General features: G+C 66.6%; 21 protein-coding genes and 1 tRNA gene. 8 read left to right on the forward strand and 14 right to left on the reverse strand.

What is annotated here, in order from left to right:
- Positions 1–160 precede the first annotated feature (160 nt).
- From EN786_RS38665 to EN786_RS17860, 3 genes are read left to right on the forward strand one after another with little or no spacing between them, the layout of a single operon-like run.
- On the forward strand, positions 161–1,171 hold the full coding sequence (locus tag EN786_RS38665; RefSeq protein WP_127286467.1) for a hypothetical protein: 1,011 nt from the start codon (positions 161–163) through the stop codon (positions 1,169–1,171).
- Positions 1,113–2,588 carry a DUF6504 family protein gene (locus EN786_RS17855; RefSeq protein ID WP_127308902.1) on the forward strand — a complete coding sequence of 492 codons (1,476 nt, stop codon included), beginning with the start codon at positions 1,113–1,115 and terminating at the stop codon, positions 2,586–2,588. The genes EN786_RS38665 and EN786_RS17855 overlap by 59 nt, the downstream gene beginning before the upstream one ends.
- A complete protein-coding gene (locus EN786_RS17860; RefSeq protein WP_127308901.1) occupies positions 2,585–5,863 on the forward strand; it encodes an error-prone DNA polymerase in 3,279 nt (1,092 codons plus the stop codon). The genes EN786_RS17855 and EN786_RS17860 overlap by 4 nt, the downstream gene beginning before the upstream one ends.
- A gap of 452 nt (positions 5,864–6,315) precedes the next feature.
- Here EN786_RS17860 and EN786_RS17870 read toward each other — a convergent pair whose 3' ends face one another.
- From EN786_RS17870 to EN786_RS17885, 4 genes are all read right to left on the reverse strand, one after another.
- Positions 6,316–6,558, reverse strand: a complete 243-nt coding sequence (locus tag EN786_RS17870; protein ID WP_127309154.1) for a Trm112 family protein — start codon at positions 6,556–6,558, stop codon at positions 6,316–6,318.
- A 246-nt stretch (positions 6,559–6,804) separates the two neighbouring features.
- Complete coding sequence (locus EN786_RS17875) at positions 6,805–7,476, reverse strand: LON peptidase substrate-binding domain-containing protein (RefSeq protein ID WP_127309153.1); 672 nt, start codon at positions 7,474–7,476, stop codon at positions 6,805–6,807.
- 188 nt (positions 7,477–7,664) lie between these two features.
- Entirely contained in the window at positions 7,665–8,636 is a 972-nt protein-coding gene (gene trxA / locus EN786_RS17880; protein ID WP_127309152.1) for a thioredoxin, read from the reverse strand.
- Positions 8,637–8,721: 85 nt separating this feature from the next.
- Complete coding sequence (locus tag EN786_RS17885; RefSeq protein ID WP_127309151.1) at positions 8,722–9,219, reverse strand: prolyl-tRNA synthetase associated domain-containing protein; 498 nt, start codon at positions 9,217–9,219, stop codon at positions 8,722–8,724.
- Between the two features lie 226 nt (positions 9,220–9,445).
- On the opposite strand from EN786_RS17885, the gene EN786_RS17890 reads away from it, so the two are divergent.
- Positions 9,446–9,520: transfer RNA gene (locus EN786_RS17890), tRNA-Gly, on the forward strand.
- Between the two features lie 68 nt (positions 9,521–9,588).
- Here EN786_RS17890 and EN786_RS17895 read toward each other — a convergent pair.
- Positions 9,589–9,882 carry a hypothetical protein gene (locus tag EN786_RS17895; protein WP_127309150.1) on the reverse strand — a complete coding sequence of 98 codons (294 nt, stop codon included), beginning with the start codon at positions 9,880–9,882 and terminating at the stop codon, positions 9,589–9,591.
- Between the two features lie 275 nt (positions 9,883–10,157).
- Between EN786_RS17895 and EN786_RS17900 the strand changes: the two genes are divergently transcribed.
- A complete protein-coding gene (locus EN786_RS17900; protein WP_127309149.1) occupies positions 10,158–10,694 on the forward strand; it encodes a hypothetical protein in 537 nt (178 codons plus the stop codon).
- A 16-nt stretch (positions 10,695–10,710) separates the two neighbouring features.
- Here the strand turns inward: EN786_RS17900 and EN786_RS17905 are convergent, their stop codons facing one another.
- Positions 10,711–11,151 (reverse strand): Lrp/AsnC family transcriptional regulator, encoded by a 441-nt coding sequence (locus EN786_RS17905; RefSeq protein WP_127309148.1) that lies wholly within the window; start codon positions 11,149–11,151, stop codon positions 10,711–10,713.
- A 131-nt stretch (positions 11,152–11,282) separates the two neighbouring features.
- Between EN786_RS17905 and rocF the strand changes: the two genes are divergently transcribed.
- Together rocF and EN786_RS17915 are read left to right on the forward strand one after the other, a co-directional pair.
- Entirely contained in the window at positions 11,283–12,215 is a 933-nt protein-coding gene (gene rocF, locus EN786_RS17910) for an arginase (RefSeq protein ID WP_135908698.1), read from the forward strand.
- Positions 12,216–12,217: 2 nt separating this feature from the next.
- Positions 12,218–13,276, forward strand: a complete 1,059-nt coding sequence (locus tag EN786_RS17915; RefSeq protein ID WP_127284790.1) for an ornithine cyclodeaminase — start codon at positions 12,218–12,220, stop codon at positions 13,274–13,276.
- Between the two features lie 282 nt (positions 13,277–13,558).
- On the opposite strand, the gene EN786_RS17920 is transcribed toward EN786_RS17915, so the two are convergent.
- From EN786_RS17920 to EN786_RS17955, 8 genes are all read right to left on the reverse strand, one after another.
- Positions 13,559–14,560 (reverse strand): substrate-binding domain-containing protein, encoded by a 1,002-nt coding sequence (locus EN786_RS17920; RefSeq protein ID WP_127284791.1) that lies wholly within the window; start codon positions 14,558–14,560, stop codon positions 13,559–13,561.
- A gap of 52 nt (positions 14,561–14,612) precedes the next feature.
- Complete coding sequence (locus tag EN786_RS17925) at positions 14,613–15,629, reverse strand: ABC transporter permease (RefSeq protein WP_127284792.1); 1,017 nt, start codon at positions 15,627–15,629, stop codon at positions 14,613–14,615.
- Positions 15,626–17,128, reverse strand: coding sequence for a sugar ABC transporter ATP-binding protein (locus EN786_RS17930; protein ID WP_127284793.1), 1,503 nt, complete (start codon positions 17,126–17,128; stop codon positions 15,626–15,628). Before EN786_RS17930 ends, EN786_RS17925 begins: the two co-directional genes overlap by 4 nt.
- A 142-nt stretch (positions 17,129–17,270) precedes the next feature.
- Positions 17,271–18,242 carry a sugar ABC transporter substrate-binding protein gene (locus tag EN786_RS17935; protein WP_127284794.1) on the reverse strand — a complete coding sequence of 324 codons (972 nt, stop codon included), beginning with the start codon at positions 18,240–18,242 and terminating at the stop codon, positions 17,271–17,273.
- 194 nt (positions 18,243–18,436) lie between these two features.
- A complete protein-coding gene (locus tag EN786_RS17940; RefSeq protein WP_127309146.1) occupies positions 18,437–19,531 on the reverse strand; it encodes an alcohol dehydrogenase family protein in 1,095 nt (364 codons plus the stop codon).
- Between the two features lie 166 nt (positions 19,532–19,697).
- On the reverse strand, positions 19,698–21,077 hold the full coding sequence (locus tag EN786_RS17945; RefSeq protein WP_127309145.1) for an aspartate aminotransferase family protein: 1,380 nt from the start codon (positions 21,075–21,077) through the stop codon (positions 19,698–19,700).
- 179 nt (positions 21,078–21,256) lie between these two features.
- Entirely contained in the window at positions 21,257–22,750 is a 1,494-nt protein-coding gene (locus EN786_RS17950; protein WP_127284797.1) for an NAD-dependent succinate-semialdehyde dehydrogenase, read from the reverse strand.
- A gap of 245 nt (positions 22,751–22,995) precedes the next feature.
- The gene (locus EN786_RS17955; RefSeq protein WP_127309144.1) at positions 22,996–23,487 is read right to left on the reverse strand and encodes an Lrp/AsnC family transcriptional regulator; all 492 of its coding nucleotides are present in this window, start codon (positions 23,485–23,487) and stop codon (positions 22,996–22,998) included.
- Between the two features lie 82 nt (positions 23,488–23,569).
- Here EN786_RS17955 and EN786_RS17960 point away from each other — a divergent pair, with 82 nt between their 5' ends.
- Complete coding sequence (locus EN786_RS17960; protein WP_127309143.1) at positions 23,570–24,955, forward strand: PLP-dependent aminotransferase family protein; 1,386 nt, start codon at positions 23,570–23,572, stop codon at positions 24,953–24,955.
- The last annotated feature ends 13 nt before the right edge of the window (positions 24,956–24,968 follow it).

Consider the following 24,968-nt stretch of genomic DNA (forward strand, 5'->3'; position numbering starts at 1 on the left):
ATTCCAGGAAAACTGTGAAGCGGTTTTCCATCCGGATTGCGTCAAACGAAAGCGCACAATGACAGAGGAATAAATTCACAATGACTCTGCTTGACTCTTCCGGCACCCTCTGGAATCTATAGGAACATAACAGGAACAATGCTGCTGAAAGTTGACCGTCATGGCGATGACCGCCGTGGCGCGGGAGACTGTTTTTGCCCTGCGCCGCCAGATCGCGAAGATCGAGGGAACGCTGCCCGAGCGCCTGGCGGCGCCGGCCGGCGCGTCGCCTGATGACCGCGACATCGCCGATGTCACGGTGGTTCGGCGCGGCCTTGCCGTTGCCGCGCCGGATGCCTTCCTGCGCACCGGCATCGAGCCGCTCGACGACGCCCTCGGCGGCGGCCTGCCGAAGGCGGCGCTGAGCGAGATCCATGGCGTCGAGACCCGCGACGCCGGAGCCGTCGCCGGCTTTGCCCTGTCGCTTGCCGGCCTGATCCTGACGCGGCAGCCGGGACTGCCGGTGCTGTGGGTCGGCACCTCGGAAATCTTCCGCGAGGCCGGCTTCCCCTATGCCGGCGGACTTCGGAGCCTGTTTGGCATCGCGCCCGAGCAATTGCTGTTTTCCGAGACGCCGAGGCTGCTCGACGCGCTGTGGATCGCCGAGGAAGCCGCCCGCATGACGGCGCTCGCCGCCGTCATCCTCGAAATCCGCGGCAGCCCGCGGCCTCTCGACCTCACCGCGACGCGGCGTTTGCACGCCCGCGCCCAGGACGCCGGCCGGCCGGTGTTGCTGCTGCGCCAGGCTGGCGAGGCCGAGCCGACCGCCGCGCCCGTGCGCCTCATCGTGTCGGCCGCGCCCTCGGCAAGCCGCGCGACGATCGCCGGGCCGCTGGCCGGCTCGATCGGCCGTCCCGCCTTCACCGTCAACATCGGCAAGAGCCGCACCGCGCTCCCCGGACAATTCACACTGGAGTGGAACCCCGATGAACATGTTTTCGAGGAAAGAAGGACCCAGGAAGAACGGGCAACGAATCCTGTCGCTGTGGTTTCCGCATCTCGCCGCCGACCGCATCCTGCGCCAGCGTCTGGGGCGGTCCTGGCGTTCCCGGCCGTCGCAGCACCTGCCTCTGGTGATCAGCCACCGCGACATGAACGCCCAGCGCATCGCCGCCCTCGACGAGCGGGCTGAGGCGCTCAGGCTGAAGCGCGGCATGGGCATCGCCGACGCGCGCGCCATGCACCCGACGATCGACATCGTCGAGGCCGATCCAGAGGCCGACCGCCGCCTGCTCGAGGGCCTCGCCGACTGGTGCGACCGCTACACGCCTTTGGTGGCGATCGACGGCGCCGACGGCCTGTTCCTCGACGTCACCGGCTGCACCCATCTGTTCGGCGGCGAACGCGCCATGCAGGACGAGATCCTGTCGCGCTTCCTTGAGCAGGGTTTCGATGTCCGCGCCGGGCTCGCCTCGACCCCGGGCGCCGCCTGGGCGGCGGCGCATTTTCACGGCGACCGCATCGTCGCCGGCGGCGAGGAGGAGACGCTGCTGGCGCCCTTGCCGCTCTCGGCACTGCGCATCGAGCCGGAAACGCGCGCCAGCCTGGAAAGCGTCGGCCTGCGCACGGCGGGCGCGGTGATGGCGGCGCCCCGCGCCCCGCTTGCCCGCCGCTTCGGCGCCTCTTTGCTGCTGCGCCTCGACCAGGCGCTCGGCCGCCTCGACGAGGCGGTGTCGCCGCGCCTGCCGGTGGCGCCGCTTTCGGTCGAGCGCCACCTGGCCGAGCCGGTCGTGCTGACCGACGACATCGAGCGGCTGGTGAGCCGGCTGGCCACGGCGCTGAAGGGCGACCTCGAGCGGCGCGGCGAGGGCGCGAGGGCGCTCGCTCTGCTGCTCTTCCGCGTCGACGGCGCCGTCAGCCGCATCGCCGTCGGCACCTCGCGCCCGCTGCGCGAGCCATCGCTGATCCGCAGGCTGTTCCACGAGCGGCTTGCCGCACTCGAGCAGGACATCGACGCCGGCTACGGCTTCGACCTCGTACGCCTTTCGGTACTGTCGGCGGCGGCCTTCGACATGCAGCAGGCCGATCTCACCGGCGAGGCCAACGACGATGACGCCGATATCGCTTTATTCGCCGACCGCGTCCGCGCGCGGTTCGGCGAGGCCGCGGTGCTGCGGCCGGTTGCCGTCGAGAGCCATTTGCCGGAGCGCGCCGTCGCCATCGTCCCCTTCTCCGAGGCGCCGCAAAGGCGCGCGCCGCTCAAGCGGCCGGAGCGCGCCGTTCCGCCGGTGACCATCTATCCGCCGGAACGGCCGATCCGCCTGTTCCGTTCGCCCGAGCCGATCGAGGTGCCGGCCACCGAGATGCCCGAGGGCCCGCCGATGAATTTCCGCTGGCGGCGCGCGCTCTACCGCGTCGCCCGCGCTGAAGGGCCGGAACGCATCGCCGCGGAATGGTGGCGAAGGCTTCCCGGCGAGGAGGAAGCGCCGACCCGCGACTATTTCCGTATCGAGGACAGCGATGGCCGCCGCTACTGGCTCTACCGCCAGGGCCTCTACGGCGCGTCGGAGGCGCCGCCGCGCTGGTTCATGCACGGGGTCTTCGCATGAACGCGCTCGCCGCCACCGCCTATGCCGAATTCGGCATCCAGTCGAATTTCTCCTTCCTGCGCGGCGCCTCCAAGCCGGAGGAACTGGTGGTCGCGGCGAAATACCTCGGCTTCGCCGCGATCGGGCTTGCCGACCGCAACACGGTGGCCGGCGTCGTGCGCGCCTGGCAGCAGGCCAGGGTGGAGACGCTTGCCTATCATCCCGGCTGCCGCCTGGTGTTCGGCGACGGCACCCCCGACATCCTCGCCTATCCGCGCGACCGCGCCGGCTGGGGGCATCTGTGCCGCATGCTGACGCAGGCCAATCTGCGCGACGAGAACGAGAAGGGGGCGACGCTGCTGAAGCTGAGCGACCTCCTCGAATGGGGGGATCTGATGTCGCTGGCGGTGCTGCCCGAACTGTCGTCGGATCCGGATGGCAATCTCGCAATGATTAGCCTGCTTAAGGATCGCTTTGGCGCGGCGCTGCGGCTCGCCGTGGCGCCCGACTATCGCGGCCATGACCGTTTCCGCGTCGAGCAGGCGGCGGCGATGGCAGACCGGCTGGCCGTGCCGCTGATGGCGACCAACGACGTCCTCTATCACAGCCCCGGCCGCCGCTCGCTGCAGGACGTGCTGACGGCGATCCGCCTCAACACGCCCGTTTCCCAGGTCGGGCTGGAGCTGGCGGCCAATGCCGAGCGCCATCTGAAGCCGCCGCAGGAAATGGCCAGGCTTTTCCGGCGCCACCCGCAAGCGCTGGCGGAGACGCTGCGCTTCGCCGGCGAGCTGACCTTCTCGCTCAGCGACCTCGAATACAACTATCCGGACGAGCCGACCGAATCCGGCCTGGGGCCGCAGGCCGAGCTCGAGCGCCTGGCCCGGGAAGGGGCCGCGACGCGCTATCCGGCCGGCGTCCCCGCCGCCGTGATGAAACGCATCGGGGAAGAGCTCGCCCTGATCGAGCGGCTGAACTATGCGCGCTACTTCCTCACCGTTTACGACATCGTCAAATATGCCCGCAGCCAGCATATCCTGTGCCAGGGGCGCGGCTCCGCCGCCAATTCCATCGTCTGCTTCTGCATCGGCATCACCGAGGTCGGCCCCGACCGGATCGACACGCTGTTCGAGCGCTTCATCTCCGAGGAGCGCAACGAGCCGCCCGACATCGACGTCGACTTCGAGCATGAAAGGCGTGACGAAGTCATTGCCTATATCTACCAGAAATACAGCGCCAAGCGCACCGCGCTCGCCGCCGCCGTCATCAGCTATCGCGGCCGCTCGGCGCTGCGCGAGGTGGCCAAGGCCATGGGCCTGTCCGAGGATGTCCGCACCGCCTTGACCAGCTCGATCTGGGGCTGGTCGACCTCCGAGCTCGGCGAGAAGGAGGCAGCCGCCGGCGGCATCGACCGCAGCGATCCGCTGGCCAGGCAGGTGATCGAACACGCCAACGAGATCATGGGCTTTCCCCGGCATCTGTCCCAGCATGTCGGCGGCTTCGTCATCACCAGGGACCGCCTCGACGAGGTCGTCCCCATCGTCAAGACGGCGATGGACGAGCGCAAGATGGTCGAATGGGACAAGGACGACCTCGACGCGGTGAAGATCCTCAAGGTCGACGTGCTGGCGCTCGGCATGCTGACCTGCCTCAAGCGCGCCTTCACACTTCTCACGCAACATTATCCGGACGCCCGGGACGCCTATGGCCGGCCCTATGTGCTGGCCTCGCTTCCGGAGGAGGATCACCGCGTCTATGACATGATCTGCCGCGCCGACACGCTCGGCGTCTTCCAGATCGAGTCGCGTGCCCAGATGTCGATGCTGCCGCGCCTCAGGCCGCGCGCGTTCTATGACCTGGTCATCGAGGTGGCGATCGTGCGGCCGGGTCCGATCCAGGGCGACATGGTGCACCCCTATCTGCGCCGCCGGCAGGGCAAGGAGCAGGCCGAATATCCCAAGCCGGAGCTGGAGGAGATCCTCGGCAAGACGCTGGGCGTGCCGCTGTTCCAGGAACAGGCGATGAAGATCGCCATCGTCGCCGGCGGTTTCCGGCCGGGCGAGGCCGATGAATTGCGCCGCGCCATGGCCACCTTCAAGCGCACCGGCACGATCGGCAACTACCGCCAGCGCATGATCGACGGCATGGTCGGCAAGGGCTACGAGCAGGCCTTCGCCGAGCGCTGCTTCAAGCAGATCGAAGGCTTTGGCGAATACGGCTTTCCCGAAAGCCATGCCGCCTCCTTCGCGCTGCTGGTCTACGCCTCCTGCTGGTTCAAGACCTTCTACCCGGATGTCTTCTGCGCCGCGATCCTGAATTCGCAGCCGATGGGTTTCTATCAGCCGGCGCAGCTCGTTCGCGACGCTCGCGACCATGGCGTCGAGGTGCGCGAGGTCGACATCAACTTCTCCGTCTGGGACTGCACGCTGGAGCAGACCGCCTTCGATCCGGCTCGCGTGCTTGCCCGCCATGCCGAAATGCGCGGCGTGATCGAGACCGGCCATGCCGTCCGCCTCGGCTTTCGCCAGATCAAGGGCCTGTCGGAGGAGCGCATGACGCTGTTCGTCGAGCGGCGCGGCGCCGGCTACGAGACCGTGCGAGACGTCTGGCTGCGCTCCGGCCTCGATGTCGGCGAGATCGAACGATTGGCCGAGGCCGACGCCTTCCGCTCGATCGGCCTCGACCGCCGCGCCGCGCTCTGGGCGGTGCGCGCGCTCGACGGCAAGAGCGCCGCCGAGAGATTGCCGCTGTTCGACCAGCCGAGGGTCCGCCTGCGCGAGCTGGAGCCGGAGACCCGGCTGCCGACAATGCCGCTCGGCGAGCATGTCATCCACGACTACCGCTCGCTCGGCCTGTCCTTGAAGGCGCATCCGGTGGCCTTCCTGCGCGAGCGGCTCGACCGCGCCGGCGTCACCCCCAATGCGCGTCTCCCGTCCGTCAAGGACGGCAGGCGCGTCTCCGTCGCCGGCCTCGTGCTGGTGCGCCAGCGCCCCGGCAAGGGCAACGCGATCTTCCTGACGCTGGAGGACGAGAACTCCGTCGCCAATGTCATTTTCTGGGAGAGGACCTTCACCCGCTTCCGCCCGATCGTCATGGGCGCCCGCTTCGTGCGCGTCACCGGCAAGCTGCAGCAGGAATCAGGCGTCATCCACATCGTCGCCGAGAAGATCGAGGACCTGACGCCGTGGCTGACCATGCTTTTGGAGGAGATGACCCCGGCTCTGCCCGCCCCGCCGGACATCGCCGTGCTATCGGACAAGGCGGAAAGCGTCATGCCCAGGGGGCGGAATTTTCAGTAGGCGGCCTACGCCTTCGCGGGATTACGCAATCCCATATCGCGCTCCCCCTCTCCGCCAGCTCATCCCGCCCGACGGCTGGCGCCTTTCCTCTCCCTCCGGAGGGGGGGAGGTGACGCTGCGAAGCAGCGGCGGAGTGGGGGAAGGCGGTCCTCAAATGCGCCGTCGCTGACAATTCAGCACCAGGCCTCAATCAAGGCGAGGCATCACCCCGGCTTGAAACAAAGACGCGTGAGCAGGTCGACCCCCACTCCGTCGAGCTTCGCTCGACACCTCTCCCCCGATCGACGGGGGAGAGGAAAGGCGCCCTCACTTCGCCGCCGGCCTTTCAATCCAGAAAAATGGGAGGGGGCCGCCTTTGCTGCGCGTGATCTCTCCCCCCTCGAGGGGGAGATGGCCGGCAGGCCAGAGGGGGTCGGTTCGACCGGATGCGACCCTCAATTCGCCGTACCCACTCACGCCGGCCCGCCGAGCCGCGGCGGCGACAGCAGGTCCTCGGCGGAAATCGTCCGCGCCTCCGAGGGCAGCATGATCGGGATGCCGTCGCGCACCGGATAGGCAAGTTTGGCCACGCGCGAGATCAGCTCGCCGCGCTCCGCATCCCAGGTCAGCGGACCCTTGGTCAGCGGGCACGCCAGCAGCTCCAGCAGCTTCGGATCGACACTGGCCTTCTGTCCGTCACGTCCTTCCGCAGCCATTGCACTTTTCCCTGTCCGACTGGTGCCTAAGGTGTGTTGAGATACAGGTCAGGCCCAGTCGAGAATGGTGGCTTCCGAGAACCGGGGCGGAGCGTACTTGAAGTACGTGAGCGCCGGAAGCGCCTTTCCTCTCCCCGTCGATCGGGGGAGAGGTGTCGAGCGAAGCTCGACGGAGTGGGGGTCGACCTGCTCACGCACGCAGGAAGCCGCCGTTTGCAGGCCGGCCTCACCTGAATAACGATACACCTACTGCAGGCTCGAGCCAAAATCCTCACCCTCGCGCGCCAGCGCCATTTCGGTGATGGCGATCAGCGTTTCGGCGCGCGTTTTCAGGTCCGCCGCTTCGAGCAGCGCCTGCTTCTCGGCCGGCCCATAGGGCGCCATCATCGACAGCGCGTTGACCAGCATGGCGTTCTCGGCGCGGCTGACGCTCTCCCAGTCGGCTTCGAGATCGTTGGCCTGCAGATAGGCGCGAAACGCTTTCAGCAGCGACGGTCGGTCGACCTCGGCGCCGGCGCGGTCTTCATCGAGATCGGCGAGGAAGGGCGCGATCCGGCATTGCCGGAACGGCGTCTTGGTGGCGGCCTCATGCGTGATGCGGAAGCGGCAGACGCCTTGCAGCGAGATCAGGTAGCGGCCGTCGCCGCTCTCGGCCAACGAGATGATGCGCCCGGCGCAGCCGACGCTGCACAGTTCCGGTTCGCCGTCGTCGCGCAGGGCACCGTCGAGACTGGGCTGGATGATGCCGATCAGCCGCGCGCCGCCGACCGCCTCATCGACCATCTGCAGATAGCGCGGCTCGAAAATGTTGAGCGGCATGCGCCCGCCCGGCAACAGCAGCGCGCCGGCAAGCGGAAACACCGGGATCGTCGCCGGCAGATCGGCGCCACGCCGGTAATGCGCGTTTCCCGCCTGCAATCAGCCCTCCGATCGCCTGAAGCGTGTCAAAGCCGCGATCTCCTCCTCGCCGCCAAAGGCTACTCGTGCCTCCAAGCTGTGTCGAGATTCAGGTCAGGCCGGCCTCACCTGAAAAATCAACCCAGCTTAATCTGGCGCATTCGCGACAGGCCGCAAGCCCATGCGGCAAAAACAGCCGGCGAACCGCCTCAGGAAAACAGCAGCGACGACAGTTTGCGCCGTGCGCCAAGCGTCGCCTCGTCGGTCATGCCCCAGGCCTCGAAGAATTTTAACAGCTGCGCCTTGGCGCCGTCGTCGTTCCAGCTCCGGTCGGCCTTGATGATCGCCAGCAGATTGTCGGCGGCTTGCGTCCGCTCGCCGCGGGCATTCTGGATCATCGCCAGGTCGAAGCGCGCCTGGTGATCGCCGGGATTGGCGGCAAGGCGGCGCTCAAACTCGGCCGGATTGCCGAGCGAGGCGGCCTGCGCGGCGAGCGCGATCCTGGCGCGCAGCGCGGCAAGTGGCGGCGCGTCCTTCTTGTCTTCCGGCGCCCGCGCCAGAATGGCCTCGGCGCCTTCCGTGTCGCCTGCCTCGAACAGCAGTTCGCCGAGCCCGGCGATCGCCTCGATCGTTTCCGGCGCCTGCTCGAGAATGGCGTCGTAGATGTCGGCCGCGGTCTGCGCGTCACCGGCGCCGCGCGCTTCCGCCGCCGCCGCCAGCGCCTCCGCCACCTGGTTGCCGGCGCCGTTCTTGCCGCCGACCTTCTTGATGAACTCGGCGATCTGGCTTTCGGGAATGGCGCCCATGAAGCCGTCCACCGGCTGGCCGTTCTTGAAGGCGATGACCGCCGGGATCGACTGGATGCCGAGCTGGCCGGCGATCGAGGGGTGGTCGTCGATGTTCATCTTGACCAGCTTGACCGAGCCGCCGGCGGCCTTGACCGCCTTTTCGAGCTGCGGCGTCAATTGCTTGCAGGGGCCGCACCACGGCGCCCAGAAATCGACCAGCACCGGCTGGCGGCGCGATTCCTGGACGACGTCGGCGGCGAAGCCGGCCGTCGTCGTGTCCTTGATCAGGTCGGCCGGCGCCTCGCCGAGCGAGAGCTTGGGCTCGCCGCCGCCATATTGCACCGTCGTGGCATACTGGCCGCCACTGCTGCCGAATGGATTGTTGTCGCTCATGTCATTGCCCTTCCGGTCGCGCCGCCGGCCAGCGGGAGGCGCGACAATTCTTGCTGGAGGTCAGGTTTCGCCATCCATGTGGCGATCATGACGTGACTTTCAAGATAACAGCATCGTGTCCGGTTGCCTCGACGAATCTGACGAGATCGGCCGATGCGATCGAAGTTGTCGCCTCGTTGGTCAGCGGATGCGCATTGATGACCGCATGGCTCATCAACTCCTGGTCGAGAAAGACCTTGACCCGCCGCTCGCTGTCGTTGATCAGCCCGAAGACGGTGACTGCGCCCGGAATGACGCCGAGCAGCTCCATCAGCATTTCCGGCTTGCCGAACGAGACGCGGCCGGCGGCGCCGATCAGATGATGGATCTGCTTGAGATCGACCTCCGCCTCCTCATCCACGGTGACGAGAAAGAAATTGTCCTTCTTGTCCTTGAGGAACAGGTTCTTGGTGTGGCCGCCGGCGATCTCGCCGCGCAGCGCCTGCGAATCGGCGACCGTGTAGAGCGGCGGATGGCGGATCGTCGACACGCCGATGCCGAGGTCGGCAAGAAAGGCATTGAGCTCGGCTTCGGTCTTCGGCATCGGTCCTCACTTCTGTCGCGCTTGGTCTCGGCTCCGGCTACGCCGTTTACGGCCAATCACCGCACCGAGACAAGACCGTCGCCGGGGCAAGCCGACGAATCCCCGCATCTGCGGTAACGGCGCTTCTAGCCCTGTCGAGCTAGGTGAAAAAAGCCCGTCATTTCCCTGTTGCAATCGCCGCGCTCTTCAGCCATATAGGCCCGGCTTGCGGCCCAAAGCCGCGTGAGCGGGTGTAGCTCAGGGGTAGAGCACAACCTTGCCAAGGTTGGGGTCGAGCGTTCGAATCGCTTCACCCGCTCCAGTTTCCCTCCGGGGATCAAGCAAACGAAAGGCCGCGGTTCGCCGCGGCTTTTTCGCGTTTTGGGCCCTTCAGAACAAGATACCGTTGCGCGCCATTCCCCATACCGCGGCGACGCAATGAAGGATCCCGATGGGCAGCGCAAGCAGCGGCCTGAAGCGGATCAGCGCAACATAGATCGTGAATTGGACGCAGGCGCTGAGCAACCCGGGCAAGGCGCCAGCGCCAGCCATCATCAGCAGCATCACCCAAGGGACCACGATGAAACCCGGGACATTCGTTCCGTGCCCGGCGCCCATGGTGAAAATCGCGACGAGGAACCCGACAAGGCCGAGGCCGACCCCGGCCGCGATTATCTTCAGCATCGCGCTGGTTCCCACGATTTTATGGCTCGGCTCATACCCCGGAGAATAGGGGAAAGTCGCGACGCAAAGGAACCGCGTCGCCGTCCACTCCTGACGTCTGCCGCCTCTACCATGCCAACCGCGCCCGCGCCGTCCGCCAACACAGTGTGGAAACGCGGCGTCGAGCGGATGCCGGCAGCACAGCGCCCTCGGGGCAAGCCGGCCACGCGCCGGTTTGGTCATCCATGGTCGGGGCAAAGCTGTCAGGACTGTTTATCTGATGCTATCAAGAATAAATGACCGTTACCTCCGACGAAACAACACCATCGCTGCAGTCAATTGATTGGGATGCGACTTTCTGCGAGGTCAATTCCTGGCGTGGCGCCTGTATGCACCATTTCTCGATGGTCGAAATGGCGGTGACCGAGACACTGCTTGCGTTGAGCGCCACGGCACAGGGCGGGATCGCAGTGCGCTTGCGTCACCTCATCGGGCAAAGGTTCGAAGATTTGGCGGCAGCGATCAGCCCCGGCGGCCCGTTTGAGGAGGCCGGCCGGCACGCCCTTGGTGAACTTTCACAGTATCGCGAAAAGCATGAGGCGTTCCGGACCTTGCTGTGTCACGGGACGGTCAAGGTGACGGTCGAGCATAACTGCCGATGGATTTTACTCATTCGTTCGCTGTCGATCCGCTCGCGTCAGCCTGACCTCACCACACTGGCGTTAGAGCAGTCCGAAGCCGAAGCCAAACTGGCGGTCCTAAAACGAGACGGGCAGAAACTCGCGTCGAGCCTTGGCCAGCTTCGCAAAGTGGCGGCCACGACCAGCCGTTGACCAATACCCTGCCGGGCTAAGCCAGCCTCGCTCGCGTCGTCCTCGGCGTCGCCAGCAGCAGGCTGGTCTCGCTCCCCGTTATCCCCGGGATCAGCCGGATCCGCCGCAGCACCGCGTCGAAATCGGTCAGCAACGCGGTGCCAAGCTCGACCACCAGGTCCCAGCGGCCGTTGGTGGTGTGGATGGTCGACACCTCGGGAAAGCCGCCCAGCGCCCGGATCACGCGGTCGGCGGCATGACCCTCGATCTCGATCATCATCACGCCGCGCATGCGCTGGTCGACCGCGTCGGCGCGCAGCACCACCGTGTAGCCGATGATATCGCCCGACTTTTCCAGCCGCGCCATGCGCGATCGAACCGTCGCGCGCGACACGCCGAGGTCGATCGCGAGATCGGAGACGCTGCGCCGTGCATCGTGCCTCAGCAGCGTCACCAGCCTTTCGTCAAGCGCATCCATGATTGCCCATTTCGATCAACCCATTTATCCAATATGATAGATCAGCCTTCTCGAAATGCCAATTTCGCCTGTTCAAACCGCCACCGGATGATGGTTCATTCCTGCGATCAATCGCAAGGACGGATAAAATCATGCGCTGCAGGATCGTTGGCGCGCCGGTGCAGGACGGTGCGGGCAGAATGGGATGCGAGATGGGGCCGAGCGCGCTGCGCACGGCCGGGCTGGTCTCGGTGCCGTCGGAACTCGGCCATCAGGTCGAGGACTGGGGTGCGGTCGAGAAGGCCGAGGCGCGCGCGGTTGTCCACGGCAATCTTGCGCTGAAAGCGCTGCCGGAGATTTCCGCCTGGACGGCGGCGATCGCCGACACCGCCTACGCGGCGTCCCGCGAAGCGATGCCGATCTTCCTCGGCGGCGACCATTCGATCTCCGCCGGCACGGTATCCGGGGTCGCGCGCCGGGCGGCGGAACTCGGCCGGCCGCTCTTCGTGCTGTGGCTCGACGCGCATCCGGATTTCCATACGCTCGACACCACCACCAGCGGCAATCTGCACGGTGTGCCGCTCGCCTATGCGAGCGGGCAGGCCGGCTTCAAGGGCTATTTCCCGGATCTACCTGTGACCGTCGATCCTGCCCGCATCTGCGCCATGGGCCTGCGCAGCGTCGATCCGGCCGAGCGCCGCGCGCTGAACGAGGCGGGCGTCACCGTGCATGACATGCGCACCATCGACGAGCATGGCATTGCGCCCTTGCTGCGCGCCTTCCTGGCCAAGGTCGAGCAGGAACACGGCCTGCTGCATGTCAGCCTCGATGTCGATTTCCTCGACCCGTCGATCGCCCCGGCCGTCGGCACCACCGTGCCCGGCGGCGCCACCTTCCGCGAGGCGCATCTGGTGATGGAGATGCTGTCCGACAGCGGCCTGGTCACCAGCCTCGACCTCGTCGAGCTCAACCCGTTCCTCGACGAGCGCGGCCGCACCGCCACGCTGATGGTCGACCTCACCGCCAGCCTGATGGGCCGCCGCATCATGGACCGCCCGACCCGCAGCCATTCCGGAAGCCTCTGATCATGACCCAGCCGTCCCGCCTTGCCATCGTCCCTTTCGTCAGCGTCGACCGCATGATGAAGCTGGTGCTCGCCATCGGCGTCGAGCGCTTCCTCACCGAGCTTGCCGCCTATGTCGAGGAGGATTTCCGCCGCTGGGAGCTGTTCGACAAGACGCCGCGCATCGCCTCGCACAGCCATGACGGCGTCATCGAGCTGATGCCGACCAGCGACGGCAAGATGTACGGCTTCAAATATGTCAACGGCCATCCGAAGAACATGCGCGAGGGCCGCCAGACGGTCACCGCCTTCGGCGTGCTGGCCGATGTCGGCTCCGGCTATCCGATGCTGCTGACCGAAATGACCATCCTGACGGCGCTGCGCACCGCCGCCACTTCCGCCGTCGCGGCCAAATATCTGGCGCCGAAGGGTTCCCGCGCCATGGCCATCATCGGCAACGGCGCCCAGTCCGAATTCCAGGCCATCGCCTTCAAGGCGCTGCTCGGCATCGACAGGCTGCGGCTCTACGACATCGACCGCTCGGCTTCTGAAAAATGCGCCCGCAACCTCGCCGGCAAGGGTTTCGACATCACCATCTGCGCGACCGGCCAGGACGCGGTCGAAGGCGTCGACATCATCACCACGGTGACCGCCGACAAGCAGTATGCCACCATCCTCACCGACAACATGGTCGGCTCCGGCGTTCACATCAACGCCGTCGGCGGCGACTGCCCCGGCAAGACGGAGCTGCATCGCGACATCCTGCTGCGCTCCGACATCTTCGTCGAGTTCCCGCCGCAGACCCGCATCGAGGGCGAAATCCAGCAGCTCGACGCCGACCATCCGGTGACCGAGCTGTGGCAGGTGATGACCGGCAAGGCCAAAGGGCGCAAGGCGCCGGAGCAGATCACGCTGTTCGATTCCGTCGGCTTCGCCACCGAGGATTTTTCCGCCCTGCGCTATGTCCGCGACCAGCTCCAGGCCACCGGCCTCTATGAGGAGCTCGACCTGCTCGCCGACCCCGACGAGCCGCGCGACCTGTTCGGCATGCTGCTGAGAGCAGGTTTGCAGCCGGCGGCTTGAGCCTTTCCTTCTCCCCGTTTCACGGGGAGAAGGTGCCCGAAGGGCGGATGAGGGGCGGCGCAGCGGTGGAAGATGAGCGCGCGTCGCGACCTCCTCGGATGGCTTCCGAAATGCAATCTCGCAGCCTCGGCGCCGCCCCTCATTGCCCTGCCGGGCATTTCTCCCCGTATAGCGACGGGGGAAAGTGCCGCCACGCTTGATTTCGCCAACCGCCAACGTTTCAGGATAAGCGCCAAGGCGGCAGGCAGATGAGGGCAGCGCTGGCGTCGATAATTGACAGCGCTACCCACGCAATGGTGCGCAGCTTTCCCTCTCGACCAGGACCGGCATCAGGATCTCGCGGCGCGAGTGCGCGGCCGGCTCGGCGACGCGCTCCAGCAGCAGGCTGACCGCCCGCGTTCCGATCTTCTCCACCGGCTGCGCGATCGTCGTCAGCGGCGGCCAGGTGGTGACCGCATAGGGGATGTCGTCGAAGCCGATCATCGACATGTCGTCGGGAACCCGCAATCCGCGTGAGCGCAGCGCCGTGACCGCGCCCATCGCCATCAGATCGTTGCAGGCGAACACCGCCGTGATGTCGGGTGCCTGCGTCAGCAGCCGCTCCATCGCCAGGCGGCCGCCGGCGAAATGGTAGTCGGAATCGACCACTGCTGAAGCCGGCAGGTCGACGCCTGCTTCCTGCAGCGCCCGGGTAAAGCCGCGCAGGCGCGCCGGGCTGGAGCTCGAATCGCGCGGGCCGCCGATGACGCCGATCCGCTTGTGCCCGAGCCCGACCAGATACTGGCCGGCGAGATAGCCGCCGTGATCGTGGTCGACCAGCACGGAATCGACATGGACGGAATGGATCTCGCGGTCGAGCAGCACCGCCGGCACGTCGGGCGCGAGGCGCGAGAACACCCCCGCATGGTCGGACGAGCCGGCGAAGATCAGCCCGTCGATCTGCTTGGCCATCAGCACCGACAGATAACGCTCCTCCTTCTCGGCGCTGCCGTCGGAGTTGCACAGGATCACCGTATAGCCGGCGACGAACCCGGCATCCTCGATCTGGCGCGCGACGCTGGCGAAGAACGGGTTGGAATTGTCGGGGAGCAGCAGGCCGATGGTCTTGGTCTCGCCGCGCCTGAGACTCCGCGCCAGCGAATTCGGGCTGTAGCGCAGGGCGGCGATCGCCGTGCGCACGCGCTCGGCCGTCTCCGGCTCGACATGGCGCGTGCGGTTCATCACATGCGAGACCGTTGCGACGGACACCCCCGCGTAACGCGCGACATCGGCGATCGTTGTCATGGCCCCTGGTCCCAGCGCTCCTACATTTCCCACGCAAATCCGGACGGAAAGCCTAGCGTATCTTGCGCAACAGCCTCTCCCTATATGCGTCTAGGATGACGGCGAGCACGATGACAAGCCCAATCACGATCGGCTTGAAATTGTCGCCGACGCCCAGAAGCTGCAGGCCGGTGCTCAGCACCTGCAAAATGCAGGCGCCGACCAGCGTGCCGATGATCGAGCCCTTGCCGCCGCTGAGGCTGGTGCCGCCGATGATGACCGCGGCGATCGCGTTGAGCTCGTAGCCGACGCCGGCGATCGGGCTGCCGATGTTGAGGCGCAGCAGATAGACCATGGCCGCGATGCCGGCGGTCAGGCCGCTGATGGTGAAGGCCGCGACCTTGTAGAAATCCGGATTGTGGCCCGAGAGCCGCACCGCCTCGTCATTGGTGCCGACGGCGAAGATCATGCGGCCGAAGACGGTGAAGCGCAGCACGAACCAGCCGACCGCGATCACCAGCACCGCGACCAGGAAGATCGAGGGCAGGAAGCCGCCGATGATCAGATTGCCGAAATCGACGAAGCTCTGCGGCAGGCCGGTGATGGTCGAATTGTCGCTGACCACGCGCGCCGCGCCTGCGGCCATGTTGAGCATGCCGAGCGTGACGATGAAGGAGGGGATCTTCCAGCGCGTCGAGATCCAGCCGTTGAGCAGTCCGCAGGCGGCACCCGTCGCCATGCAGGCCAGCAGCGCCAGCGTGATCGCCACCGCCGGCGACAGGCTCTCGTTGATCATGATGGTGGCGCCCACCACCGTGCACAGCGCCAGCACCGAGCCGACCGACAGGTCGATGCCGCCGGTGAGGATGACGAAGGTCATGCCGGCCGCCAGCACCGTGTTGATGGCGATCTGCACGAAGATCTTCAGCGCGTTGCCGGGCGTCGCGAAATAGGGCGCGCTGGCCGAGAAGAACACGGTGATCAGCACCAGCGCCAGGAGCACGCCGGCATCGCGGATGAGGAAGCGCAGGAATTTCGCCCGGCCGGGGGAAACAGGCGCCGACACGGTTGCTTCGGACGTCTCGCTCATGGTCGCACATACTCCTGATAGGCGAGCGACAGGATGCGCTCCTGGTCGAATTCGGCGCGCGGCACCTCGCCGACAATTCTGTTTTTTGAAAAGACGACGATGCGGTGGCACATGCCCATCAGCTCGGGCAGGTCGGACGACACCATGATGATGCCCTTCTTAGCCGCCGCCAGCATCCACAAGAGCTGGTAGATCTCGCGCCGCGCGCCGATGTCGACGCCGCGTGTCGGCTCGTCGAGGATCAGCGTCGAGGTGCCGCGGAACAGCCATTTGGCCAACACCACCTTCTGCTGGTTGCCGCCGGACAGGTTGCGCACCGCCTGCTCGATCGAGCTTGCCTTGACGCGCAGCTGGCCGACCAGGTCGGTCGCCGCCACCGCCTCCGCCTTGCGGTTGACCAGCCCGTGGCGCGAGACCTTGCCGAGATCGGTGATGGTGATGTTCTTGTCCACCGGCAGGTCGAGCAGCAGGCCCTGCCCCTTGCGGTCCTCGGTCAGCAGGCTCAAGCCATGCCGGACCGCGTCCTTGGGCGCCGTGATCGCCACCGGCCTGCCGTCAATGGCGACGACGCCATCGAGTTTCGGATCGGCCCCGAACAGGGCGCGCATGGCTTCCGTCCGGCCGCTGCCGACCAGCCCGGCGACGCCGAGGATCTCGCCATGCCGCACATCGAAGGAAATCGCCGGTGTCGTGGCGTCGCGCTTCAGGTTCGCCACGCTGAGCGCGACCTCGCCCGGCACGATCGAAGTGTCGAAACCGTATTCGTCGGCGATGTCGCGGCCGATCATCATGCGCACCAGGTCGGGCACGGTGAGGCCGTGCAGGTCGCGGGTGGCGACCAGCCTGCCGTTGCGCAGGACCGTCACCCGGTCGCCGATCTCGAACACCTCGTGCAGGCGGTGCGAGATGTAGATGATGGTGACGCCTTTGGCCTTCAGCCGCTTGATGATGGCGAACAGGCGCTCGATCTCGGGCGGCGTCAGCGTCGCCGTCGGCTCGTCGAGCACCAGAAGCTTGCTGTCGTAGCTCAGCGCCTTGGCGATCTCGACCAGCTGCATCTGGGCAACGCCGAGCGCCTCGACGCGCGTCCGCGGATCGATGTCGAGCCCGACCTCCTTCAGCAGCGCCAGGGCGCGCCGGTTGAGCGCCTTGCCGTCGACGATGCCGAAACGGCGGCGCGGCAGGCTTTCCAGCATCAGATTCTCGGCGATGCTGAGATAGGGGAGCAGGTTTAGCTCCTGATGCACGATGCGGATGCCGGTCTGATGCGCGTCATGCGGCGTCTTGGGCTGGTAGGGCTGGCCGTTGAAGGCGATCGCGCCGCTGTCCGGCTGGTGGATGCCGGCGAGCAGCTTGATCAGCGTCGACTTGCCGGCGCCGTTCTCGCCGAGCACGATATGGGTTTCGCCGCGCGCGATCGACAGCGAGACGTCGCTCAACGCGACGGCGCCGGGAAAGATCTTCCCGACCCCTTGAAGGGAAAGAATCGCGTCATCCATGCAGCAAAATCCTGGATTGCGCCGTTCGGCCGCCAAGGCGGCGTCGGCGCGCCGTCACCGCCGCCGGAATTGCCGGCGGCGATGATGAGGTAAGCGCAGCGATGGCACCAGCCATTAAATGCCCGGTGCCTCTTCGCCCGCCTCAGCCGGTGACCAGCTTGATGTCGGTCTTGACCCAGCCGGAGAACTTCTCGCCGGCGAGCTCGCGCAGGCCGTAGTCGATGCCGAGGGCGGCCATCTGCGCGCCATACTGCTCGACGGTGGCCAGCATCTTGCCTTCCTTCAGCAGCGGCCCGACCGCCGGGATGTTGTCGAAGCCGACCACCTTGATCTGGCCGGACTTGCCGGCCGCGTCGATCGCCTTGACGACGCCGAGCGCCATCGAATCATTGGCCGCCATCACGCCCTGGATGTCGGGGTGCTGGGTCATGAAGTTGGTCATCAGCGTGTTGGCTTCCTCGGTCTCCCAATGCGCGGTCTTCGAATCGAGCAGGTCGAGGCCGTGTTCCTTCACCGCATCGTCGAAGCCGAGCTTGCGTTCCTTGGCGTTGTCGGCCTCGGGATTGCCCTCGAGGATGACGACCTTGCCGCCTTTGCCCAGCGCCTTGCCGAGCGCATCGCCGGCGAGCTTGGCGCCGGCGCGGTTGTCCGGACCGAAGAAGGCGAGGTCGATGCCGGCCTTCTTCTTGGCCTCGGTATCGAGCGAGACGTCGATGTTGATGACCTTGATGCCAGCCTTCAGCGCCTTGGCGATCGGCGTCACCATGGCCTTCGAATCGGCCGGCGCGACCACGATGACGTTGAAGTTCTGGGTGATGAAGTTCTCGATGGCGTCGACCTGCGCGGCAAAGTCGCGCTCGTCCTTCATGCCGACGGCGGCGAAATCGAACTTGTCCTTGTTCTTGGCCGCGTACTCTTCGGCGCCGGCCTGCATCTGCTTGAAGAACTCGTTGGCGAGCGACTTCATGACCAGGCCGACCTTCGGCTTGTCGGCGGCGAGCGCCCGCCCGAACGGCAGCGCCAGGGCGCCGGCCGCCAATGCGCTGGTCTTGAGGAACTGACGGCGCGAGAACTGGCCTAGATCGAGACCGGACGCGTTTGGATCCTTGCTCATGCTTTCCTCCACTTGATTGATCCGTAATCGGTTACGTAACCGATTACGCAGCAAGGTTTAGTGTGCAACTTTGACCGATGTCAATATCAGCATGGAGGCTTGAGGCATCTCTTGCCGGCCGCCCCCGTAGCTAGGGGCGGCATCTAGGGCGCGCCTATGCGCCGGCAAGCGGTCGGGCGACGGGCGGCTCGCGCTCAGCGAGCCCACATCGCGTCCGGCACCACCACCAGCTTGCCGACGAAATCCTTGGCGATGAAATCGGCTTGGGCGCGGTGGAAGTCCGACAGCCTGTAGACACCGCCGACCAGCGGCTTGATCTTCCTGTCCTCGATGTAGCGCACGATGCGGCGGAAGTCCGCCCGCGTGCCCTGGCTGGAGCCGTTGAGCTGCAACTGCTTGAGGTACATCGTCCGGAGGTCGAGCTGCACCACCGGCCCGGCGATGGCGCCCGCCGTCGTGTAGCGCCCTTCCGGCCGAAGAATGCGCAGCAAATCGTTGAAGATCGCGCCGCCGACCAGGTCGGCGACGACATCGATGGGTTGCCCGCCGGTCGCCTCGGTGACGGCGGCCGGCAGATCCGCGACGCCGCGCGTAATCACCCTCTCGGCGCCGATATCGAGCACCGCTTGCTCCTTGCCCTTGCCGACAATGGCATAGGGGATGGCGCCGCGCGCCCGCGCCAGCTGCACGATGCCCGAGCCGACGCCGCCCGAAGCGCCGGTGACCAGCACCCGCTCCCCGGCCTTCAAAGCCGCGCGCTCCAGCATCTGCTCGCCGGTGAGATAGGCGCAGCAGAAGGTGGCGAGCTCGACGTCGCTCATATCGGTGTCGACGACATGCGCGTTCTCGGCCGGCAGGGTCTGATACTCGGCGTACCCGCCATCGCGGCCGTGGCCCATATAGTCGATGTCGGCCAGCGAATCGTCGTCGCGGTTGTAGATGGAAAAGTCGACCATCACCCGCTCGCCGATGCGGTCGGCAGACACGCCGTCGCCGACGGCGGCGATCGTTCCCACCGTGTCGGTGCCCTGGATGCGCGGGAAGACAAGCGTGTTGCCTTGCCGGCGCCAGGTCGACACCGCCGCCGCGTCCTCTTCCGTGCCATAGGCGCCCTGGCGCACCCAGACATCGGTGTTGTTCATGCCGCAGGCGCTGACCTTGACCAGCACTTCGCCGGCGGCCGGCGCGGGCACCTTCACATCGGTGCGGTAGACGAGCTTTTCCGGACCGCCATGGCCGGTGAGCTGCACGGCGGCCATGGTGGCTGGAATGGGGAGATGGGATGTCATGAATGTTGGCTCCAACTCAATATAGGTTGGCGCTGCCCCTCACCCTACCCTCTCCCCGTGAAGGACGGGGAGAGGGGGCTCCAGCGTCGAAGCTTCTCCCCCCTCCCCGTCACTATACGGGGAGAAGGTGCCGGCAGGCGGATGAGGGGCGGCGGCGACGGTCAAATTAGAGTCCGGCGAACACGCTGTTCACCGCGTCGGCCGTCTTCGCCACCACCGTGTCGGCTTCCTCGCGCGTCAGGCAGAGCGGCGGTGCGAAGCCGAGGATGTCGCCCTGCGGCATGGCGCGGCCGAGGACGCCGCTGGCCGCGAGCGCCGTGGCTATCTGCGGCCCCACCTTCAGCGCCGGATCGAAGAACACGCGGTCGTCGCGATCCTTGACGAACTCGACCGCCGCCAGCATGCCGTCACCGCGCACCTCGCCGACATGTCTGTGGCCGCCGACGGCCCTGGCCAGCTCGGCGCGGAAATAGGCGCCGGTCTCGCCGGCGTTCGTGACCAGGTCCATCTCGTCGATCAGTTCAAGGTTGGCCACACCCGCGGCAACGCAGATCGGATGCGCCGAATAGGTCCAGCCATGGCCGAGCGAGCCGAGCTTGTCGGCGCCCTTGACCAGCACCTGCCAGACCTTGTCGGAGACGATGACGCCGGAAAGCGGCGCATAGGCCGAGGTCAGCCCCTTGGCGATGGTGATCAGGTCCGGCTTGATGCCGTAATGGTCGGAGCCGAACATGGTGCCGAGACGGCCGAAGCCGGTCACCACCTCGTCGGCGACCAGCAGCACATCGTACTTCCTCAGCACACCTTGGATTTTTTCCCAATAGCCGGCCGGCGGCGGCACGATGCCGCCGGTGCCCAGGATCGGCTCGCCGATGAAGGCGGCGACCGAGTCCGGCCCTTCGGCGAGGATCATCTCTTCCAGCCTGTCGGCGCAATGTTGCGAGAACTGCTCCTCGCTCTGCGCGCGGTCGGCGCGGCGGAAATAATAGGGTGCCTCGGTGTGCAGGATCGGCGCGCGCGGCAGGTCGAAGGCATTGTGGAACAGGTCGAGCCCGGTCAGTGAGCCCGTCATCACGCCGGAGCCGTGATAGCCGCGCCAGCGCGAGATGATCTTCTTCTTCTCCGGCCGGCCGAGCACGTTGTTGTAATACCAGATCAGCTTGATGTTGGTCTCGTTGGCGTCCGAGCCGGAGAGCCCGAAGTAGACCCTCGACATGCCCTCGGGCGCACGGTCGACGATCATCTTGGCGAGCGTGATCGAGGCCTCGGTGCCGTGCCCGACATAGGCGTGGTAATAGGCGAGGTTCTTCGCCTGCTCGGCGATCGCATCCGATATCTTCTGGCGGCCGTAACCGACATTGACGCAATAGAGGCCGGCGAAGGCGTCGATGCTCTTCCTGCCGGTATTGTCCCAGACGGTGACGCCCTCACCGCCGGCCATGACGCGCGCCGGCGACTCGCCCCGCGCGTGGGTGCCCATATGCGTCGAGGGATGGAAGAAGTGGTCGCGATCCCAGGCGGCAAGTTCGTTGGACTGTTCAAGCATTTTTTGACTCCTTGAGAAAGATCGCCTTGCGCGGCCCAAGGTGCGTCGAGATTCAGGTCAGGCCGAGTCGAAAATGGTGGATTCCGAGAACCGGAGCGGAGCGTACCTTTGGTACGTGAGCACCGGAAGCGCAGGAAGCCGCCATTTGCAGGCCGGCATCACCTGAATATCGACGCGCCTTACGCCACGTCCAGGCAAAGATATTTGAGGTCCGTAAAGGCTTCGAGCCCGTGGCGCGAACCTTCGCGGCCGATCCCGGATTGCTTGACGCCGCCGAACGGGATTGGCGCGCCGGTGATCTTCACCCGGTTGATGGCGACCATGCCGTAGTCCAGCGCGCGGCCCATGCGCGCCTGCCGGGCGCCATTTTCGGTCACGACATAGGCGACCAGGCCGTATTCGGTGGCGTTGGCGCGGGCGACAACCTCCGCCTCGTCGTCGAAGGGCGTCACCGCCGCGACCGGGCCAAACGTCTCCTCGCGCATGATCAGCGCTTCGTCGGGCACATCGACGAGCAGCGTCGGCTGATAGAACAGCGGCCCGGCGGCATGGCGCCCGCCGCCGCCCAGGCAGCGCGCGCCGCGGGCGAGCGCGTCGGCGACCTGCTCCTCCACCTTCTGGACGGCGCGCTCGTGCATCAGCGGCCCGATGTCGGCATCGCCGGAAAGCCCATTGCCGGTTTTCAGCGCCTCGATGCGGCGGGCAAAGGCGGCGCAGAACCGCTCGTAGATCGGCCGCTGCACATAGATGCGGTTGGCGGCGAGGCAATCCTGGCCTGAGGTGGCGAATTTGGCGTCGAGCGCAATCGTCACAGCCCTGTCGATGTCGGCATCGTCGAACACGATCAGCGGCGCATGGCCGCCGAGCTCCATCACCAGCCGCTTCATCGTCGGCGCGCTCTGCGCCGCGATCAGCCGGCCGACTTCGGTCGAGCCGGTGAAGCTCATGGCGCGGACGCGGGCATCCGCGCACATCGCGCCGACGATTTTGCGCGCCTCGCCGGTGACGACGTTGAACACGCCGGTGGGAAGCCCGGCGCGCTCGCCGAGCTCGGCCAGCGCCAGCGCCGAGAGCGGCGTTTCCGAGGATGGATGCGCGACGATGGTGCAGCCGGCGGCAAGCGCCGCCGCCGCCTTGCGGGTCAGCATCGCCGAGGGAAAATTCCACGGCGTGACGACGCCGACGACCCCGAGCGGCTCGCGCCGCACGGTCATCTCGGCATTCGGCAGATGGCTGCTGACGCTCTCGGCGTTGAGGCGTTTGGCTTCTTCGGCATACCATTCGACGAAGGATGCGGCGTAGTCGATCTCACCCAGCGATTCCTTCAGCGGCTTGCCCTGCTCCAGCGTCATCAGCAGCGCCAGATCGTCCTTGGCGGCGATGATCAGCTCGAACCATTTTCGCAAGATCTTCGAGCGCTCCTGCGGCAGCAGCGCCCGCCACGCCGGAAAGGCGCGGGACGCGGCATCGATCGCCTTCGTGGTCTGCCCTGCATCGAGCGCGGCAACGAAGGCGATCGCTGAGCCAGTCGCCGGATCGGTGACCGCGAAACTTTCCGCCGCCTCGCTCGCCGTCCAGTGGCTGTCGACATAGGCGAGCGCCCGCAGCAGCCGGCGGTCGGAAAGGCCGTCGAGGGCTTCATGGCGGTTCGTGCGGGCAAGATGCGCGGACATCGATCAGGTCTCCCGGTGCCGAGGCGATACGGAGAGACTAGCCGCGCGGTCGAGACAGAGAGGCTGTTTCGGCAGCCGCAGGTAGAGAGATTGTCTCTAATGACCCTTGGGCGCAGATGATCTCTCTAGCGCGACGGCCGGCGGTCAGCCCGAACCGTGAAAACTGGCCGAGCCTCCTCCGCTTCGTCACCCTGGGGCGAAGCAGCGGACGTTCGGCCAATCTCCAAGCTGATCGCGAGACCGACTCAACCTTGCCCCGGCAGCAGATCCGCCACCGGCAGCACCGTCTCCTCCTTCACCGTCTTGGTGACGATGTAGGTGAAGTAGCGGTCGATGCCGATCTCGCGCTCGAGCAGGCTGTCGACCAGCCGCTGATAGGCGTCGATGTCGCGCGCCATCACCTTCAGCACGTAGTCGACGCCGCCACCCACCGACCAGCAGGCGACGATCTCGCGAATGTCGCGGATGACGCGCTCGAAACGGTCGAAATCGGCCTGGCGGTGGCTGGCCAGCGTCACCTCCACCAGCACGGTCGCCACCGGCGCCACCGCTCGCATGGCGACCGAGGCATGATAGCCCGAGACGATGCCCGCCTTCTCCAGCTTGCGCAGCCGCATCCAGCACGGTGTCGGCGACAGGCCGACCTTGTCGGCCAGCGCCAGCTTGGTGATGCGCCCGTCGCGCTGGATCGCGTCGAGGATCTTGAGGTCGATCGGGTCGAGTTTCACCGCGGTCATGGGCGTCCACTTTTTGCTGCCGCCACCATGGGGGCGCATGATTTCGATTGTCAATTGCACTGATTTCGATCTCTAATAAGTCATGACATTGTGGCAGCCAGATCCCACCCTCATTCGCCGCCCGGCCTACCAGTCGCTGGCCGACCAGTTCGCCCGCGCCATCCATGACGGACGGCTCGCCAATGGCGCCCGGCTGCCGACGCACCGCAGGCTCGCCGAGGACCTGAATTTGTCGGTGCAGACGGTGAGCCGCGCCTATGAGGAACTGATCCGGCGCGGCCTGATTTCCGGCGAGATCGGCCGCGGCAGCTTCGTCCAGACGCAGCGCCGCGAGGAGGATCCGCCTTACATTCCCGAGCGCCTGGGCGAGGTCATCGACCTCTCGATCCTGAAGCCGGTCTGCGAACCGATGCATCTGGAGCGGCTGAGGCAGGCGCTGGGCTGGCTGGCCGAAAACCTCCCGTCGAGCTCGGCGCTGTCCTTCCGCCCGAACATGGTGTTTCCGCGCCACCGCGCCGTGGCGGTCGAATGGCTGCGGCTTTGCGGCCTCGACGCCTCGCCGCAGAACATCAGCCTGACCAACGGCGCCACCGCCGGCATGACGGTGGCGCTGATGAGCGTGGCGCCCCCCGGCTCGACGGTCGCCACCGAGGCCATCGGCCACCACACGCTGGTGCCGCTCGCCCGCTATCTCGGCTTCAACCTCGAAGGCCTGCCGATCGACGAGAACGGGCTGATCCCGCAGGCGCTCGATGAGGCCTGCCGGCACTCCGACATCCGCGCCGTCTTCGTGCAGCCCTCGGTGATCAACCCGACGGCGACGCTGATGGATGCCAGGCGGCGCGAGGAGATCGCGGCCGTGGCGCGCAAGCACGACATCGCCATCATCGAGAACGACGTGCTCGGCCCGCTGGTCGAGGACCGGCCGCCGCCGGTCGCCGCCTTCGCGCCGGAGCGCACGCTCTACGTCACCTCCTTCACCAAGATCACCGTGCCCGGCCTGCGCATCGGCTACCTCGCCGCGCCCGACCGCTATGTCGCGGCGGTGGCCAACCGTCACCTCGTCTCGAACTGGATGGCGACGCCGATGGTGGCCGAGATCGCCACGCGCTGGGTCACCGACGGCACGGCGATGGAGCTGGTCCACTGGCAGCGCGCCGCGCTCAGGCGGCGCCAGGACATCGCCGCGGAGGTGCTGGCCGGCATCGACTACCGCGTCCACCGCGACGGGCTGCACCTGTGGCTCGAGCTTCCCGGCGACCGCGCCGAGGAGAGTTTTGTGTCGCAGGCCCGCCTGCGCGGCGTGGCGATCGCGCCCGGCAGCTCTTTCCGCATCGCCGAGGCATCCTGGCATCCCGCGGTGCGCATTTCGCTGGGTTCGACCGCCGAGGCGGAACTGCGCGCCGGCTTGAGCGTTGTCGCCAAGCTGCTGCTTGGCGATCCGGAGCATCTCCTGCTCGCCATCTGATGCACAAGCGGAG

Source organism: Mesorhizobium sp. M4B.F.Ca.ET.143.01.1.1 (assembly GCF_004792275.1).
Classification (GTDB): Bacteria; Pseudomonadota; Alphaproteobacteria; order Rhizobiales; family Rhizobiaceae; genus Mesorhizobium; species Mesorhizobium abyssinicae.

Bases quoted from the DNA above. Each gene is read 5' to 3' on its own strand.
- EN786_RS17895 (WP_127309150.1), bottom strand. From the start codon at position 9,882: ATGCTGAAGATAATCGCGGCCGGGGTCGGCCTCGGCCTTGTCGGGTTC.
- EN786_RS17915 (WP_127284790.1), top strand. From the start codon at position 12,218: ATGACCCAGCCGTCCCGCCTTGCCATCGTCCCTTTCGTCAGCGTCGAC.
- EN786_RS17860 (WP_127308901.1), top strand. From the start codon at position 2,585: ATGAACGCGCTCGCCGCCACCGCCTATGCCGAATTCGGCATCCAGTCG.
- EN786_RS17930 (WP_127284793.1), bottom strand. From the start codon at position 17,128: ATGGATGACGCGATTCTTTCCCTTCAAGGGGTCGGGAAGATCTTTCCC.
- rocF (WP_135908698.1), top strand. From the start codon at position 11,283: ATGCGCTGCAGGATCGTTGGCGCGCCGGTGCAGGACGGTGCGGGCAGA.
- EN786_RS17950 (WP_127284797.1), bottom strand. From the start codon at position 22,750: ATGTCCGCGCATCTTGCCCGCACGAACCGCCATGAAGCCCTCGACGGC.
- EN786_RS38665 (WP_127286467.1), top strand. From the start codon at position 161: ATGGCGATGACCGCCGTGGCGCGGGAGACTGTTTTTGCCCTGCGCCGC.
- trxA (WP_127309152.1), bottom strand. From the start codon at position 8,636: ATGAGCGACAACAATCCATTCGGCAGCAGTGGCGGCCAGTATGCCACG.
- EN786_RS17900 (WP_127309149.1), top strand. From the start codon at position 10,158: ATGACCGTTACCTCCGACGAAACAACACCATCGCTGCAGTCAATTGAT.
- EN786_RS17885 (WP_127309151.1), bottom strand. From the start codon at position 9,219: ATGCCGAAGACCGAAGCCGAGCTCAATGCCTTTCTTGCCGACCTCGGC.
- EN786_RS17960 (WP_127309143.1), top strand. From the start codon at position 23,570: ATGACATTGTGGCAGCCAGATCCCACCCTCATTCGCCGCCCGGCCTAC.
- EN786_RS17925 (WP_127284792.1), bottom strand. From the start codon at position 15,629: ATGAGCGAGACGTCCGAAGCAACCGTGTCGGCGCCTGTTTCCCCCGGC.
- EN786_RS17870 (WP_127309154.1), bottom strand. From the start codon at position 6,558: ATGGCTGCGGAAGGACGTGACGGACAGAAGGCCAGTGTCGATCCGAAG.
- EN786_RS17935 (WP_127284794.1), bottom strand. From the start codon at position 18,242: ATGAGCAAGGATCCAAACGCGTCCGGTCTCGATCTAGGCCAGTTCTCG.
- EN786_RS17905 (WP_127309148.1), bottom strand. From the start codon at position 11,151: ATGGATGCGCTTGACGAAAGGCTGGTGACGCTGCTGAGGCACGATGCA.
- EN786_RS17945 (WP_127309145.1), bottom strand. From the start codon at position 21,077: ATGCTTGAACAGTCCAACGAACTTGCCGCCTGGGATCGCGACCACTTC.
- EN786_RS17940 (WP_127309146.1), bottom strand. From the start codon at position 19,531: ATGACATCCCATCTCCCCATTCCAGCCACCATGGCCGCCGTGCAGCTC.
- EN786_RS17955 (WP_127309144.1), bottom strand. From the start codon at position 23,487: ATGACCGCGGTGAAACTCGACCCGATCGACCTCAAGATCCTCGACGCG.
- EN786_RS17920 (WP_127284791.1), bottom strand. From the start codon at position 14,560: ATGACAACGATCGCCGATGTCGCGCGTTACGCGGGGGTGTCCGTCGCA.